14 protein-coding genes are annotated in these 16,839 nt (G+C 29.8%); 1 reads left to right on the forward strand and 13 read right to left on the reverse strand.

Annotated features, from left to right (window positions below; translation table 11 throughout):
* Nucleotides 1–55: 55 nt before the first annotated feature.
* The 10 genes from ACH2BC_RS07690 to ACH2BC_RS07735 all read right to left on the reverse strand — a co-directional run bounded on the left by ACH2BC_RS07690 (nt 56) and on the right by ACH2BC_RS07735 (nt 12,597).
* Complete coding sequence (locus tag ACH2BC_RS07690; protein WP_395053425.1) at nt 56–685, reverse strand: DUF4230 domain-containing protein; 630 nt, start codon at nt 683–685, stop codon at nt 56–58.
* Between the two features lie 152 nt (nt 686–837).
* Nucleotides 838–3,957, reverse strand: a complete 3,120-nt coding sequence (locus ACH2BC_RS07695) for a T9SS type A sorting domain-containing protein (protein WP_395053410.1) — start codon at nt 3,955–3,957, stop codon at nt 838–840.
* 79 nt (nt 3,958–4,036) lie between these two features.
* Entirely contained in the window at nt 4,037–5,491 is a 1,455-nt protein-coding gene (locus ACH2BC_RS07700) for an SUMF1/EgtB/PvdO family nonheme iron enzyme (protein ID WP_395053411.1), read from the reverse strand.
* A 109-nt stretch (nt 5,492–5,600) separates the two neighbouring features.
* Nucleotides 5,601–6,098 carry a hypothetical protein gene (locus tag ACH2BC_RS07705; RefSeq protein ID WP_395053412.1) on the reverse strand — a complete coding sequence of 166 codons (498 nt, stop codon included), beginning with the start codon at nt 6,096–6,098 and terminating at the stop codon, nt 5,601–5,603.
* A gap of 101 nt (nt 6,099–6,199) precedes the next feature.
* Complete coding sequence (locus ACH2BC_RS07710) at nt 6,200–6,847, reverse strand: response regulator (RefSeq protein WP_395053413.1); 648 nt, start codon at nt 6,845–6,847, stop codon at nt 6,200–6,202.
* 90 nt (nt 6,848–6,937) lie between these two features.
* Entirely contained in the window at nt 6,938–8,875 is a 1,938-nt protein-coding gene (locus tag ACH2BC_RS07715) for a tetratricopeptide repeat protein (RefSeq protein ID WP_395053414.1), read from the reverse strand.
* Nucleotides 8,876–8,930: 55 nt separating this feature from the next.
* Entirely contained in the window at nt 8,931–9,140 is a 210-nt protein-coding gene (locus tag ACH2BC_RS07720) for a hypothetical protein (protein WP_395053415.1), read from the reverse strand.
* Nucleotides 9,141–9,286: 146 nt separating this feature from the next.
* A complete protein-coding gene (locus ACH2BC_RS07725) occupies nt 9,287–11,140 on the reverse strand; it encodes a PQQ-binding-like beta-propeller repeat protein (protein WP_395053416.1) in 1,854 nt (617 codons plus the stop codon).
* Nucleotides 11,141–11,168: 28 nt separating this feature from the next.
* The gene (locus ACH2BC_RS07730) at nt 11,169–11,540 is read right to left on the reverse strand and encodes a hypothetical protein (protein WP_395053417.1); all 372 of its coding nucleotides are present in this window, start codon (nt 11,538–11,540) and stop codon (nt 11,169–11,171) included.
* Nucleotides 11,541–11,613: 73 nt separating this feature from the next.
* Nucleotides 11,614–12,597, reverse strand: a complete 984-nt coding sequence (locus ACH2BC_RS07735) for a GSCFA domain-containing protein (RefSeq protein ID WP_395053418.1) — start codon at nt 12,595–12,597, stop codon at nt 11,614–11,616.
* Between the two features lie 103 nt (nt 12,598–12,700).
* Between ACH2BC_RS07735 and ACH2BC_RS07740 the strand changes: the two genes are divergently transcribed.
* Nucleotides 12,701–14,446 (forward strand): ABC transporter ATP-binding protein, encoded by a 1,746-nt coding sequence (locus tag ACH2BC_RS07740; RefSeq protein WP_395053419.1) that lies wholly within the window; start codon nt 12,701–12,703, stop codon nt 14,444–14,446.
* A 45-nt stretch (nt 14,447–14,491) separates the two neighbouring features.
* Here ACH2BC_RS07740 and ACH2BC_RS07745 read toward each other — a convergent pair whose 3' ends face one another.
* The 3 genes from ACH2BC_RS07745 to ACH2BC_RS07755 all read right to left on the reverse strand — a co-directional run bounded on the left by ACH2BC_RS07745 (nt 14,492) and on the right by ACH2BC_RS07755 (nt 16,733).
* Nucleotides 14,492–15,115: a nucleotidyl transferase AbiEii/AbiGii toxin family protein gene (locus tag ACH2BC_RS07745; protein ID WP_395053420.1), complete on the reverse strand. Its 624-nt coding sequence runs from the start codon at nt 15,113–15,115 to the stop codon at nt 14,492–14,494.
* Nucleotides 15,105–15,368, reverse strand: a complete 264-nt coding sequence (locus ACH2BC_RS07750) for a hypothetical protein (protein ID WP_395053421.1) — start codon at nt 15,366–15,368, stop codon at nt 15,105–15,107. The genes ACH2BC_RS07745 and ACH2BC_RS07750 overlap by 11 nt, the downstream gene beginning before the upstream one ends.
* An 81-nt stretch (nt 15,369–15,449) precedes the next feature.
* The gene (locus ACH2BC_RS07755) at nt 15,450–16,733 is read right to left on the reverse strand and encodes an ATP-binding protein (RefSeq protein WP_395053422.1); all 1,284 of its coding nucleotides are present in this window, start codon (nt 16,731–16,733) and stop codon (nt 15,450–15,452) included.
* Nucleotides 16,734–16,839 lie beyond the last annotated feature (106 nt).

The following is a 16,839-nucleotide window of genomic DNA, read 5'->3' on the forward strand; positions in this document are numbered from 1 at the left end:
GGTTAAACAAAATTTATTAAAATTAATTTTTCAATTTAAATGTTAATTTAGATTTTTAATTTTTTATTGAATTAAAATCTATTTCTTTCTGAATTTGATTTCCATTATATTGTAATGTCCAACCCATTGAATTTGTAACTACCAAAATCTTAGAAAGTTCAGAAATTAATCTATTTTTCGAATTTGATTTTAAACTTGATTTTTCTATTTTTTTTGCTAGATTGGCACGAACTATTTTGTTTATTTTATTATAATCGTTTCCTGTAAATTCGTTTAATGTACTTTGTTCTACATCGTAAAATTTTATATCTGGCGAAATTTTAATTTCCTCTTTTGGAATATTTGTAATGGTTAGCGTTTTGTTTTTTGCATCAATATCATAAGTTACCTTACTCAAATCAAACGAAACTGTTACGTCTGCATTTATTACAACCATTGCTTTTTTTTCGAAGGAAACCATATCCATTAAATACTTTTTTTGATCTTTATAAGTCATAACTTCTGCAAAATGACCTTCTGTAACAACTAGTTTTCCCACATTTTTTATTTGCTGTTGAATTAAATTGGTATCATATTCGACTGTTGAATTTTCGCTACTTTTAGTAAATAATTGGTATGCTAAATATACGATTATTGCTAGTAATAAAACAAAAACCCATTTTCGAGATTCGGTTAGAAATTGCATCAAATTCTGAAAAAAAGAAGTTTTATTATTGGATGAAATTGGTGGTGTCATAAATCATTTAATTTATACGAAAGTACAGAATCTAACAATAATAAAAAACCATCTCACTAAAAAAGGAGATGGTTTTAAGAAAAAAACTAAAAAACTACTTACTATCGTTTAATAACTTTATACGTTTTTACTTGATTGTCTACTTTAACTTGAACCAAATAGGTAGCAGTTGGTAAGTTTGACATATCAATTTCTGTTTCAAAAGTTGTATTGTTTTTTCTAAATAATGATCTTCCAAGCATATCTAGAACTTCAATTGAAGAAAGTTCTTGCGTACTTGAAATTTTCAAAACATCTGAAACAGGATTTGGATACAATTGTATTTGATTAAAATCAAATGAATTAGTTCCTAAACATCCACCAGTTGTCATAGTTACTGCTAATCTTGTTGGACTTTCACAAGTTCCAATGGTTTGAGAAGCAAAATAAGTTGTCCCAGAAACTAATAACGTTCCTGTTGGAATAATTGTTCCATCAGAAGAGGCATCATACCATATTATATTAGTTCCGTTTACTACAATTAAGTCAACAGTTTCACCAGCACAGAATGTTTGATTATTAAATCCAGTTGGTGCAGCAGTAGGAATTATTGAAGCTGTAACAGCAATTCTAGAAGTTGTACAATCGCCATTTGTTGCTTCTACATAATAAGTTGTAGAAACTGAAATACTTGGAGTTGTAAAATTATTTCCTGTTGCTAAGGAAGTTCCACCAGAAGCATTTGCATACCAATTTAAAGTTCCAAAACTTTCTGTAGTTGCGTTTAATGTTAACGTTCCAGTATCGCATCTACTTGCTGGAGTTGTTGAAAGAACTGAAACTGCTGTGTAAATTGTTGCAGTAACTGGAGTTCTTGCAGAAGTACATGTTCCGTTGGTAACCTCAACATAATACGTTGTGGTAGTTGCTAAACTTGGCGAATTGAATAATCCACCAGTTGCTAGTGAAGTTCCACCAGTTGCATTTGCATACCAATTTATAGTTCCAACATTAGAAGTTGCTTGTAATTGAACATTTCCTGTTCCGCATCTACTTGCAGAAATTGTTGATGTAACTACTGGAATGTCAAAAACTGTAGCTGTAATTGCTGTTCTAATCAAAGAAATACATCCATTATTTTCAGCTTCTACATAATAAGTTGTAGTTGTTGAAATGCTTGGAGTAGTGAAACTAGAACCAGTTGCAATTGAAGTTCCACCACTTGAATTTGCAAACCAATTTATAGTTCCAACAGTATAAGTTGCAGCTAATGTAACTGTGCCTGTTCCACAACGATTTGCTGGAGTTAAAGTGGAGTTAAATGGTCTATCATTTACAGTAACTATAACTGGAATTCTTGCCGATTGACAATTTCCATCAGTTGCTTGCACATAGAATGTAGTTGTTGTTCCCCAATTACTTAAAGAGAAATTATTTCCTGAACCTTGAACAATTCCACCAACTGGAACATTATACCAAGCTAAAGTTCCTTCACTTGCAGTTGCCGAAATGGTAAATGTATTACCACCACAAATAGTAGTTGGAGTTGTTGATGTTATTGTTGGACTAAGATTAATCGTTGCAATTACTGGAGTTCTTGTACCAGATGCACAACTTCCGTTTGTTGCTTCTACAAAATATGTTGTAGTAGTTGAAATACTTGGAGTTGTAAAACTATTGGTTGTTGCTAAAGCAGTTCCACCAGTTGCATCTGCATACCAAACTACATTTCCTGCACTTGCAGAAGCTGATAAAGTTACAGTTCCAGCATCACAACGGCTATTATTTCCAATAGCTATAATTCCTGGAGTTACATTTATTGTTGCTGTAACAGCAGTTCGTGAAGAAGTACAACTTCCATTTGATGCTTCAACAAAATAGGTAGTTGTGGTTGCTATACTTGGCGTTGTAAAATTTGTTCCACTTGCCAAACTTGTTCCACCAGTTGAAGATGCAAACCAATTAATAGTTCCAGAATTTGCTGTAGCAGATAATGTTACAGTTCCAGCATCACAACGACTGTTTGGAGAAGTTGAAGTAATTATTGGAGTTGTATTTACAGTTGCAATAACAGCAGTTCTTGGAGAAGTACATCCGCCAGAAGTTGCTTCTACATAATACGTTGTAGTTGTTGAAATACTTGGTGTTGTAAAACTATTAGTTGTAGCTAAAGGAGTTCCACCGGTAGAAACATTATACCAAATAGTATTTCCAGCACTTGATGTTGCATTTAAAATTACTGATCCAGCATCACAACGACCGTTTGGAGTTGTTGAAGTAATTGTTGGTGTAGTATTTACAGTTGCAATTACAGCAGTTCTTACAGATGAACAAACTCCGTTAAGTGATTCTACATAATAGGTTGTAGTTGCTGAAATGCTTGGTGTTGTAAAACTTATTCCTGATGCTAAACTACTTCCACCAGATGGATTTGAATACCAATTTAAAGTTCCAACATTTGTAGTAGCATTTAACGTAACTGTTCCTGAATCGCATCTTGCAGCTGGAGTTGTTGAAGTTACAATTGGAAAAGCATATACGTTTATGTAACCAGTTAAAGTTATTGTATTTGTTCCATTAAAATTTGCAGCTAATAAAGTTACTGCATAACTTCCTGGTGTATTATAAATTATTACAGGATTTTGAACTGTTGCACTATTAGGCGTTCCGCCAGTAAATATCCAAGTCCAACCCGAAGGAATGTTGGTAGAAGTATCTGTAAAAGTTACCGATTGACCTACGCAGATTTCTGTAGCTGAAGCTGTAAAACTTGCAACTGGTGGTTCTGTTGGACAAATTGGAGCTGTTTTGTCTACTACAAATCCGTCATCGTTACCACCAAAATAGGCGTAAAACGAAGGAGGAAAAGGACAAACTCCAATACTAGTTTCGTCTGTTGCAGCACCATCATCAGTTCCGCCAAAATAGGCATAAAATGAAGGTGGAAATCCACAAATGTTTATCGATAATTCATCGACTGTGGCGCCATCATCCATTCCGCCAAGATAGGCAAAGAACGAAGGAGGAAGTCCACAAGCTGTACTACTTAATTCGTCAATTGTTGCACCATCATTAAATCCTCCGAAATAGGCATTAAAATTTGCCGGAATTCCGCAAGATGTTACGCTCAATTCTTCTGAGAAAGAACCAGAGGAATTTCCTCCATTGTATTGAGCAAACGATGATAAATGCGATAACAAGATGATTAAGAATACAACTATATAATTTTTAGTTGTTTTCATCTAATTTGATTTTAAAATTGTTATTAATTTTGATTTAGAAAGGATTTTATTTTAAAAACATTTCTTTCAAATTAGATTATTATCTCACTCCACGACCACCATAAAGATAACCTCTAGCCGCATCAACTGTGGTTATAAAACCTCTATCAGAAGTTCTTGCTCTAGCAGCAGCATTAACAGAATCACTACCTTTAAATCCTATACCAATTGCAGTTGTTGGATCTGGCCAAGAAGTTTGATTTGCAAATCCTGTTGCAGTAATTGTACCATCTCCATTATTTCCTATAAAAGCTGTTCCACTTGCGTTTGCTGTTACAACCACTTTTTCGCTTACATTTCCTGCCATTTCCATTGCTCCATAATAGGCGGCTCCAGCAGATGTTCTACCTGAACTTCCTGTTGCAAAAACACCAACTTTTAATGGACCATACAATCCACTTCCGTTACCAGAAGCAACTACACAACTACCATTTGTTGCAGGTGTAAAGGTTTCATTTCCTAAATAATCATTAATTACTCCTGCATTATAACTTTGAACAGGATTAATATCTACTGAACCCCAAGGATATTCTCCAACGATTCTAGTTTCTGGACCACGACATACTTTTTCATATTCTAATTCGGTCATTGGTCTTAAAGCTGCCCAATCTAAATAAGCAGAAACATCACTCCAACTCAAATTATTCATTGCAATTCCTTGTCCGTCATCACTATTATTTTCTACTCCTGCAGTTCCATCGCAAGCGTAAACTGCTGGTGTTGCTGCATTGTTTCCTGAGGTTATAATTCTAACACCATTTCTATAAGCAAATCCTCCAAACATTGCATAAGTTCCTATAGCACCAATTGGATCATTAGCAACGTGAGCAGCTTGTTGAGTGTACGTTAAAGAGTTTAAATATTCTACATATTGCAATTGAGAAATTTCATATTTCATACAATAGAAAGAGTTAAATCCCATTGGAAAAGTTGCTGGAACATTTGTAGCTGCACCACCTAAAGTTGCTGATGTTAATCCACCAGATTGTGAAGTTGCTGTTATATTAATACTATTAAAAGTTGATGTACTAATTCCATCACCAATTTGAAATTGACCTTGAGGCACATTTACCATTTCTATTCCAAAAACTTTATAATTAAACGTTCCTGCTGGAATTGTCATTTTTAAAGTTACTGATGTTGAGGTAACTGAACCTCCACCAACAGCACTTCTACGAATGAAAACGCCACGACCATCAGCAACTGCATCGACTTGTAATGGAGAAGAAGTGGAATGATCTGCTGCAAGCGTGCTTAAACCTGCGTGTGCCCACAAACGTGTATTACAATCTTGAAATTTAATAAAAACCCAAACAGCATCCCAATTGTTTGGAGCAACACTGGCATTCCAACTGTTGTCCCAAGAAATATTAAATGTTACATTGGATCCAACAATTGTTGTTCCTGTAATTTGAACATTATTGGCATTGGCATTCAATGCAAATAAAAATGTAATTGCTACCGCAATCTTTGAAAATAATTTTTTTGATTTCATTTTATTGTTTTTTAAAAGTTATAAGGCAAATCTAGGTTACACTTAAACACAAAAAAATACGCTAAAAAGCGTATTTTTAAGAAACTTCATTTTTTGTTTTAAAATACATTTAGAACTTGGCTACAATTCCAACAGTTAGATAACCAATACCATAACCAGCTTCTGCAAATGCACCAATTGATTCAGTAAAATAGTATCTTCCGCCAACAACTCCACCATAAACAACTCCACCATAAGTTGCTAAAATAGGTGAATTGTTATTTCCTTCCCATTTTGCAGAGGCTGAATTATATCCTAAAATAGCACCACCATAAACATCAATTTTATCTTCTGTATAAAAATGATAATTTCCTCTGGCTCCAAAAAGTGTGCTTGTTACTTTATAAGAATCAGTAAAAACTGGATAGGTTTTGCTTGCATAACCAATGTATGCACCAACTCCAAACGTTTCTGAAATTCCATACTCAAAACTTGCTCCAATTGGAGTTCCAAAATCACTTCCAAGTCCAATTCCAACTTGCGCTACTTTAGTTCCTTCTGTAAAACTTTGTGCATTTAAATTGGTAAATGCTGCTAAAAAACATGCGGTAATAATTAATTTTTTCATTTGTAAATTGATTAAGGTTATTTGGCAAATTTTGGTTTTTTTATTAAACAAAAAAATACGCTAAAAAGCGTATTTTAATAAAATCTTTAAATTAAAAAAAGTTAAATCAAATTATTGTTTTTAGCTTTTTGAATGGCTTCTAGTTTATTGTGTACTTTAAGTTTATTGTAAATGTTTTCAACATGTTTGCGAATTGTTCCTACAGATAAAAATAAATTATCTGCAATAGAATTGTATTTTAAACCCTTACTTAATTGTTCTAAAACTTCAATCTCTCGTGGTGTTAAATTTATTTCTTCTTGACTAAGATTAGATTGAAAATCGATTGGATTTCTAAATAATTTTAACGTTTTCATTGCAATTGATGGTGTCATTGTGGCGCCACCATTTAATGTTTCTAGAATTCCTTGATGTAAATCTTTAGGATTTACCTCTTTTAGTAAATAACCATCTGCTCCAGCTTTTATAGCATTAAATATATTTTCGTCGTTATCGAAAACTGTTAGCATTATAATTTTTATCTGAGGATATTTATTTTTAATAATACTTGTAGCTTCAATTCCGTTCATTACTGGCATTTCTATATCCATCAAAATCATATCTAAGTTATGATTTTTCTCTATTTTTTCTAAAGCATTTTTTCCGTCAAAAGCGGTAAACTTTAAATCGAAATCTTCAAAAAAAGAAAGTTTTTCTTGTGTGGCTTTTATTAAAAAAGAGTTGTCGTCTACTATGGCTAACTTTATCATAACTTATTATTTAAGTGTAAAATTAGAGTAATTTTAAATCATATAAAATACGTATTTATACGTATTTTGTAATCTGTTTTAGAAAATAAATTAAATCATAATTTCAATTTTAGTTCCTTCATTAGAAGATGATAAATTGAAATTTCCACCTATTTCTTCAATGCGTTTTTTCATATTATTTATACCGTTTCCTTTTTCAATTGTTTCGTAATCAAAACCTTTTCCGTTGTCTTTTATAAAAATGTTTGTTTTAGAATTTACTTGTTTAATAGTAATAGAAATAATATCGGCATCAGCATATTTAATACTATTATTTATTGCTTCTTGAATAGTTCTGTACACATTCATTCCTTCTACGGAAGTTAATTTTTTAGCTTTCAAATCTTCATCTGTAGCAAATGAAAAACTAATTTTATCTTTTACTTCTTTAGCTTTTTCTATAAAATTATTAATTCTATTTTCTAAATCTTGAAAGGTAATTTCATTAGAATTCATTGCCCAAATAGTATCTCGAAGTTCTACAATTGTATCTTTGGCAAATGTGCTAATGTTGGTTAGTTTAGATTCTAGCTTGTCATTATTAATATCAAATCCGTATTTTACATTGTCTACAGATGATATAATAAAAGTAAGTTGAGAGCCAATGTTATCGTGTAAATCTCTTGAAATAGACAAGCGTTGCTCTTGTAATTTATTTTGATTTTCTATTTCTTTTATTGCGGATTTTAGTTTAAATTCTTGCTCTTGCTGCTTGTTTTTTAGTTTTTGTTGTCTGTAAAATAAATATCCTAATACTATAACAAATAATGTAATTACAGAAATTATAATTAATAATGTATTTTTCTTTTTAGTTAGAATTTCCTTTTTAAATAATTCATTTTTTATCTGTAAAATCTCTTTCTCTTTTTTTTCAGATTGGTATTTGGCTTCGAATAAATTAATAGATTTTTTAAGTTCAATTCCGTCAGTTATGTGTTTTAATGAATCGCTTTTTTGTAAAGAAAAATAAGCAATATTGTACACTTTTTCAGCCATTGCAATTTTAGATTGTGTTTCATAAAAACTTGATAATCGTTGAATGTCGTTTGTTTTTTTATTCACTTCAAATAATTTATTGTTGTATTCTTTAGCTTTTAAAATATTATTAATCTTTAAGTAATATTCTGAAAAACCAATGTAAACATTTTCAAGAATATTAGATTCTGCTTGATTTTCTATACATATTTTTTCGGCAGTTTGCAATGATTTGAATGCTTCTTCATACCTTTTTAAAATCATTAAAGTAGTATACATATTAGTGTTTGCAGTAGCAATACCAAGTAAATCATTTTCTTTTTGCTTGATAGAAATACCGAGTTTGTAATTTTTTAATGCTAAATCATAGTTTTTTAAATCGTTATACAAACTTCCTAAATTTATATAAGAAACAGACAAGCCGTATTGATCATTGTTTTCTTTTCTAATTTGTAATGCCTTAAGCAAGTAGTATTCAGATTTTTTAAAATCGTCTATTTCATCATAAATTAATCCAATATTACTTAACGCATTTCCTTGCAAATCTTTTCGTTTGGCTTTTTCAAATAATGTTAATGCTTCATTAAATTTTAACAGCGCTTCATAATAATAACCTTGATTCCATAATAAAAGCCCAATATTATTATTAGCAGAACCTTCCATTGAAGTTGCTTTGCATTTTTTAGAAAAAGGTAACGATTTTTTATAATAATAAAGTGAGCTGTCTAGTTTGCCTGAAACATCACTTTTTATGCCTTTTAAAATATATCCTTTAGCATAAGCATAATTTGAGTTTTTATTTTTTGCAATTTTAAAAATAGCATTATAATATTGAGCAGAGTTGGAAACATTAGCATACACTTCATTTAAAAATAGCTTTGTATAAGCATCAATTACAATAGAATCGTTTTTTGATGATTTGGCTATATTTAGCAAACTATCTTTCTCTATATTAACTTGAGAAAAAATAGAAAATGATGTTAAAAGAAAAAGAGTTAGGTATAATTTCTTCATAGAAAATTATTAGGAATCATAAACTTAAGCATTTTTAATAAATAATTAAGAATTCTTACTTATTTTTAGCAATTATAGAAATTAAATCTTTTTGTAAATCCATCACATTTTCGTCTATAGAAACTCTGGCTTTTACTAATTTACCTTTCAATTCATCAGATAATTTTAAGTTTGACGATTGTTTTTTCTGTTCATTAAGCAATTGATGAATTACAGATTCTAAATTAGAAACTGTTTTAGAATGCTCTATTTTTATACTACTCATTTGATAAATCAAATAAAATAATACAACTGACAACAAAAAAACGATACTTATCAATACAAAAATCATAAAGTTATTGTTTTAAAATTATATTTAAAAAAGGTTGCAAAACGAATTTCACAACCTTCCTGTTAACAACTAAAAACGCATTAATTGTTTACTTTTATTTTTTCTACTTTCTTTCCTTGAAAAGTAAAAATATATTCGCCATCATTAGTAATTGCAATGCCATCTCCAAATTCTGGTGTGCCACCTTTTCCTTTAGATTGAACAGAACCTTTTACATCGCCATTGGTCATATCAATTCCGTAAATAATATTTTTACTGTTTCTTTGGTCTCTTAAAAAATAGTTTTCTCCTTTTTTATAAAAATAATCTACACCTTTAATTTTCTCAGTAGCATAAACTCGTTTTCCATCTTTTTTACTGTAACAAGCCAATCCTTTTTCTGACAGAACCACAACATTTTCATTAAAATCAATTACATCTGTAGCTTTTCCAACGCCAGCATCGCCATGTTTTACATCAAACAATTGTGTTCCAGATTTTATATCATAACTGTAAAATTCATCGCCATCACCAACAAAAAGTGTTTTTGTTCCGTCTAGAACAAAATCTGTAATTCTTTTATCAAATTTTTCTGATCGCCAAGCTGTTGTGCCTGTTTTTTCGTCAAGAGCTAAAACACTATTTTTTTGAGCTTTGTAATCCCAATAAATGTATGGAACCCATTCTACAGTTGATCCACCAGCAAAACTACCAACGCCAACAGATGTTTTAGTTTCTTTTCTATATTCTTGCACTTGAAATTTTCCTCCAACTTGAACCATAACTTTATCGCCAGCCAAATACATATTTGGCATACAAAAAGCACCAGTTATTTTCTCTGATGTCCATTGTAGTTTTCCAGTTTCTAAATCATATTTCTCAACATATTTTACTTTATTTCTTCCGCCTTCCATGGCAAGATAAACTGCTTTATCTGTAAAAAGTGGATTTGCGATTGTTCTATAAAACATTTTTCTACCAGTTCTAGCTTCCATTTCGGTATCATAATGCGCTTTCCAAATTACTTTTCCTGTAGCGTAATCATAAACTGTTAAACCATTTAAATATAAAAATACTTTGCCTTTATCTATCCAAATATCAACTATTGCTTTTCTGGTTACTAATTCTTTTTCTACAAATCCAAAATAAGGTTGATCCCAAATTACATCACCATTTAAAGCATTAATTCTAACAATTTGATTTTTAAATCCTGCGAAAATCGCACCAAACAAAGTTGGTTTATAATTTATCATTACAATTTCGTTCTTTTCTTTATTGTAAATGTATTTTCCAATTGCTCCTTTAAAACGATTGGTTTCCCAAATTTTTTCTCCAGTATTAGCTTTTACAAGAATTACAGATTCTTTTTGAGAGATTAAAAAAGCATCCATTTCATCAATAAATTTTACCGATTCTAGTTCGCCTTCACCTTGACCTTCGTCACCATTTGAACCTTTAGGAACCAGATTTTGATATTCTTCAGAGTTCCATAATTCTTTTCCTGATGCCATCTCTAAAATAGACACTTTGTCTTTTCCCATTTTTTTATCAAATAGAAAAAGGTATCCGTTTTTAGTTCCGTGAACTAAATATTGAATTTCACATTTATTAGATTTATTGGTGGTTAAATTTTTATAATCGCCACTCCACAATTGCTTTCCTTCTCCATCTAGCATTGTTGCCGAGTTTGTATCTGTACCAATAATAAAATTGTTAGATTGAGTTACAAATGCCAACACATTAGCTTTATTGTCAAATTCTGATGCCCAAACTGTTGTGAAATCTCCAGTTTTTTTACTTCCTTTTCCAGATGATTTTTTAGGTTCTTCAGCTTTTTTATCTGTTTCTTCTGTTTTGGTTTTGTCTTTTTTTCCTAGAAGTTTTCCAAATTGTGCCTGACTTTGATACGTTGCCATTATACAAATGGTCAACATAAATAATGATAATTTTTTCATTGTTTTGCGTTTTTAGGATGGTTAATATTTAAAAAGTTATTGAATAGCGAATTTTATAACGCTGTCTTTTTTGAAGTTTAAATTGAAATTTATGGTCTAAAATATAGTTGGACATAAAATTGATAAAGTCAATGTCTTTTATATCTGAATCTACTTTAAAGAATGTGGAGACTTTTCCGTTTTGAATTACACCAATGTCTACAGTCATTGTTCCGATAACAGTATCAAATTTTTTATTTTTCTTTTTAAGAAAATCTGACGATTGAAAGACTTCGTTAATTTCTTTAGTTACAGTTTCTGCAACAACTTCTTCATCAGTTAAAATTGGACGTTGGCAATAACTATTTGAGGAATAAATAAAAAAGGTTATTAAGAAAAAAAGGTGTTTAGTTTTAAGCATAAAAAAATGATTTAGTTACAGGACAAACCTATAGCTAAATCAAAAGTGATAAAATACGTAAAATGTCGTATTTTTAAAATTCTATGTTTGGAAGTGTTTTTTTGATAGCGTCAACTTTAGATTTTAAATTGTCTAAAAATTTATTATGACTATCCGAATTTGGGTTGAAAGGTTTGTGATGAAGCGATTTTTGGATGTTACAAACTTCACTCATTATTGGATAAATATTTTCTGAAACTTGTGATAAAAAGAATTTTTCCCAAATATAATCTATGGCAATTTGGTTTGGATGCAACATATCTTCCGCATAAAAGCGATAATCTCTTAACTCGTCTATCACAATTTCGAAAGAAGGAAAATAGTTTGAAGATGGAAGATGGAAGATGGAAGAATGAATGGCACTTATTAAATGCGCTTTACTTTGAGTGTTTTCTACGAATCCGTCTTTTATATGACGAACAGGAGAAACTGTAAAAATAAAATTGCAATTTGGATTGACTTTTTGAACTAATTCAATTGTATTTTTTATAGATTTTTTAATAATTTCTACAGATAATATTTCTTTATCAAATTGATTTTGAGCGACTTTATGACAATTTGCAACAATTATATTCTTATCAGACTGAGCTTGCCTGTATTGAGCACTGTCGAAATGTCGAAGTCTATAAACCCAAGAAGTTCCGTAAGTAATTATAAAATGAGAAGCTGTGTGAATATGATTTTTGAAATCGATCAAAATCTGATTCAAATTTAAAAGATATTCTTCTTTATTTTGATTGCTTAAAATCGAATGAACTTCATAACATTGCCAACGTTCGTTATGAAAAAAAACATCAATTTCTGTAAATTCAATTTCATTAATTGCTCTAAAAAATACATTTTCTATAGAAACTGGATTGAAAATTATCCCAAACGGATTTGTTATAGTATTGAATTTAAAATAGTCAAACTTTGATGCCATATTTTCTGCAAAACAAGAACCAATAGATACAATTTTAGAATTGTAATCAATTAAATTTTTACTTTTTAAAATGACTATTGGAGTGGTAAATTGCATACTAATCTATTTGTTTTCAAAAATACAATAATAGAAAGTATTTATCAATTATAAAACTATTGAAAATATAAATTTCTTACTTTTGCATTTCTAAAAAATTGAAATGAAATTACTTTTTTCTTATCTCAAAAAACATAAAATTTTATTATTAATTGCCTTGTTTATGGCAGCAATAAACATTTGCTTTAGTTTATCAGATTCTATAATTACTGGTAAATTAATGCAAGATTGTGGTGTTGGCATTGCTAAATATAAAGGCAACGAAACTGGATTTATAAAAGCAGTAGGTTTTTGGCTAATGCTTTCACTTGGCGCAGCAATGATATCTAGATTGTCTAAAAATTTTCAAGATTATTTTACAAATATTGTTATTCAACGTACTGGTGCAGAAATGTATACTGACGGAATTAAAAAATCATTAGACTTACCTTATGAGGATTTTGAAGACCAACGAAGTGGCGAAACTTTGAGTAGATTACAAAAAGTTAGAATCGATTCTGAAAAACTAATTACACTTTCTATTTCACTTGTTTTTCAAACAGTTGTTGGATTTATTTTTGTCATCATTTACATCTCAAGAATTGATTATAGAATATCATTAATTTTCTTAATTGCTGCTCCAATTATTGCAGTTTTAAGCTCTATTTTAGGAAAAAAAATAAAAGTTATTTCTAGAAAAATTGTTACACAAACCAATTCGCTTGCTGGTTCTACAACAGAAAGTTTGAGAAATATAGAATTGGTAAAAAGTTTGGGATTGACAAAACAAGAAGAAGATCGTTTAAATAACAATACTCAAAAAATTCTTGGATTAGAACTTCAAAAAATTAGATTTATTAGAAGTTTGAGTTTTATTCAAGGTACAACAGTTCATTTTTTAAGAACTTGTGTAGTTTTTGCTTTGTATTATTTTTTATTTGGTGATAAAATTCTGGTAGGTGATTTATTGACAATGGTGTTTTTTACTTTCTTTATTTTTGGACCATTGCAAGAATTGAGTGCGTTTATAATTGTAAAAAACGAAACCAAAGTATCAATGGAAAACTTTGAAGAATTGTTAAATGCAAAATCAGAGTACAAACCACAAAACCCAAAATCGCTTCAAAGTATTGAATCATTGCAATTTAAAAATGTAAGTTTTAAACATAAAACAGCGAAACATCCTGCGGTAGAAAATATTAGTTTCAATATAAAACAAGGCGAAACTATTGCCTTTGTTGGACCTTCTGGATCTGGAAAAACTACTTTAGTAAAACTACTCGTTGGATTGTATCCGCCAGCAATTGGTGAAGTTTTGTATAATAACACCAACTCTAGCGAGATTAATTTATTACAATTACGTCAGCAATTAGGATTTGTAACCCAAGATGCACAACTTTTTTCTGGAACAATTCGTGAGAATTTATTGTTTGTAAAACCAAGCGCAACTGATGAAGAATTGCTTGATGTATTGCACAGATCGAGTTGCGAAAATTTATTAAAACGTGCCGAAGATGGACTAAATTCAACCATTGGCGAAGGTGGAATTAAAGTTTCTGGTGGCGAAAAGCAACGACTTTCTATTGCAAGAGCCATTTTACGAAATCCTAATTTATTGATTTTTGACGAAGCAACTTCGGCTTTAGATTCAATTACCGAAGAAGAAATTAATGAAACCATACGAACCATTTCTGATAAAAATAGAATCACCATTTTGATTGCACACAGATTGTCAACCATTATGCATGCAGACAAAATTTTTGTTTTAGAACAAGGTAAGATTATCGAAGAAGGAAAGCATGATGATTTACTGTTAGAAAAAGGATTGTATTATGCCATGTGGCGTCAGCAAATTGGTGAGAGGAAATAGTGATATTTGATTGTTGATGAACGATTTTTGATTTCAGATTTTGATTCAATCATTCAATCCAGAAAGACTTATTTCAGATAAAAACGTTTTAATTTCATCTTCAGAAGGTGGATTTGGAATTAAAAATGTTACTTCTTCATCATAATTAATACCTTTAAAATAACCTAATTGCATTTTAAATAATTTTTCAGAAAACATTTCACCAAAAAGTTCTGTTGCTTTATTTGCAATTTCCTTAATGGAATAAAAGTCTTTAAGTATAAAATATAAATCTAAATAGTCTTTCCATTTTGCTCTTCTGCCCAAGGCAAATGCTTTCATTGCAGCCAAAGTTAACAAATCAGGCATTTTTATGATTCCTTTTATTTCTGCATTTGTTGGTAATTTATGTGGAAATGAAAAAAAAGTGAATTTAACTTGATTTATAATTAGATTTAATTGTTCATAATTTTCGTATCCAAATTTATAGCCAAATTTAGATGCTGTAACTTTTTTATAAATATCATTTTTTCGTAAATCTGCTAATTTAAACAAATCAAAATCTATAGATTCTCTGTGACCAATATGTAATGCAATTGCAGTTCCTCCAACCAAATAATATTCTCTTTTAAACTGAGAAATTAATGGTAATAAGTCTATTTGTTCTTTACTTAAAATTTCAAGATGCATATTTTCGTATTATTAAACCTAAATAATTATAAATTTCTGGAGGATAATTACCAACTTTTCTATCTGTTATTTCGTCGTAAACACGTTTTAATTCTTGATGTCCAATAATTTTAATTAAATCTTTTACATCTTGCCAAGTACCATAATTAAATATAAATTCTACCAAAACTTCGTTCCCAATATTTGGAATTGCTTCTTTCTTGATGTACCAAAAAAGATGTTTGTTTTTTTCGATGAATTCTGCTCTTGTCATAAAATATAAAAAAATCGATAAATTAATTTTAAATTAAACTCACTCAAATATACAAAAATTGAACATTAACAGCAAATTTATTTAACATTTTCCAGCCCAATATATTGGTATAAACTCTATTTTTTCGTTTTTTCCACGTTTAGCTTCCGAAAAAACTATAGCTTTCTCAATATTTAGATTATTGTCTAACAAATAATGCAAACTTTTTAGCGAACCACTTTTTCCAGATTTTACTTCTATTGGAATAATTTTATTGTTTTTTAAAATAACAAAATCTACTTCAGAACTCGCTCCAGACTCTGTTCTTGCCCAATAAAAAGTTTTCTGTTCTGTTTGTGCAATAAGTTGTTGTGCAACAAATTGCTCAGAAAGCATTCCTTTAAAAGCTGCTGATAATTCTTTTTTTAAATATAAATTTTGATAATCAAGATTACTTTTTCTAAGCAATAAGCCAACATCTAAAAAAAATAATTTAAACTGTTTTCCAGAACTTGTTAATGGTAAACTACCAACGGAAACATTTTGAACACTATATAATAATCTATCAGTTCGCAATACGTCAACACCTTTTTTAACCGTTGGACTTGTAAATCGCTGTGATAATTTGGTGTAAATAATTTGATTTCCAATATATTTAGTTCCATTTTCTAAAATATCCAATAAACAGTCTGAATTAATATTAGGTTGATATTTTTTAAAATCTTGCTCATAACTGTATAATAAATCATCTTGAATATTCTTTACGCCCAATAAATCATTAGTTTCTACAAAATATTTTACACATTCTGGCATTCCGCCAATAATTAGATAAAGCATAAAATCATCTTCAAAAAAATGATTTACCGTCTCTGGAACTTCATCGTATGACGATTCTAATAATTGTATTAAATTTTTCTTGTTTCTAGCTTTCAAAAACTCATAAAATGTCATTGGATAAAGATTCATTATTTCAACTCGACCAACAGGAAAAGGTTGATTTCTAAATTCAAAATCCAATAATGAACCTGCAACAATTACATGCAAATTAGGCATGTCTTCAAAAAAGTAACGCAATGAACCCAACGCTTCTGGACAAGCTTGAATTTCATCAATAAATAATAAATCTTCACCTAGTACAATTGAAGTATTTAAAGCTAAGTTCAATTCAAAAATAATTCTTTTAACATCAAAATCTGCTTGGAAAATGATATGTAAATTTTTACTTTTCTCAAGATTAATTTCAATTAATTTACCTTTAAAATTAGTTAACCCAAAATGTCTAATCAACCAAGATTTACCAACTTGTCTTGCTCCATTTACTAGTAAAGGTTTTCTTGTTGACTTATCTTTCCAAGCAATTAAATCATAAATTTTTTCTCTTACCATTTTACTACTGCTGAATTCAAGTTACAAATGCAACTGGGTAAAAATAAATGAATTATTTTTCAAAAGAAAGGACTAAAAAGTCCTTCCCTCTGAATGGAATAAATTG

It is taken from the genome of Flavobacterium sp. (assembly GCF_043760115.1).
GTDB lineage: Bacteria > Bacteroidota > Bacteroidia > Flavobacteriales > Flavobacteriaceae > Flavobacterium.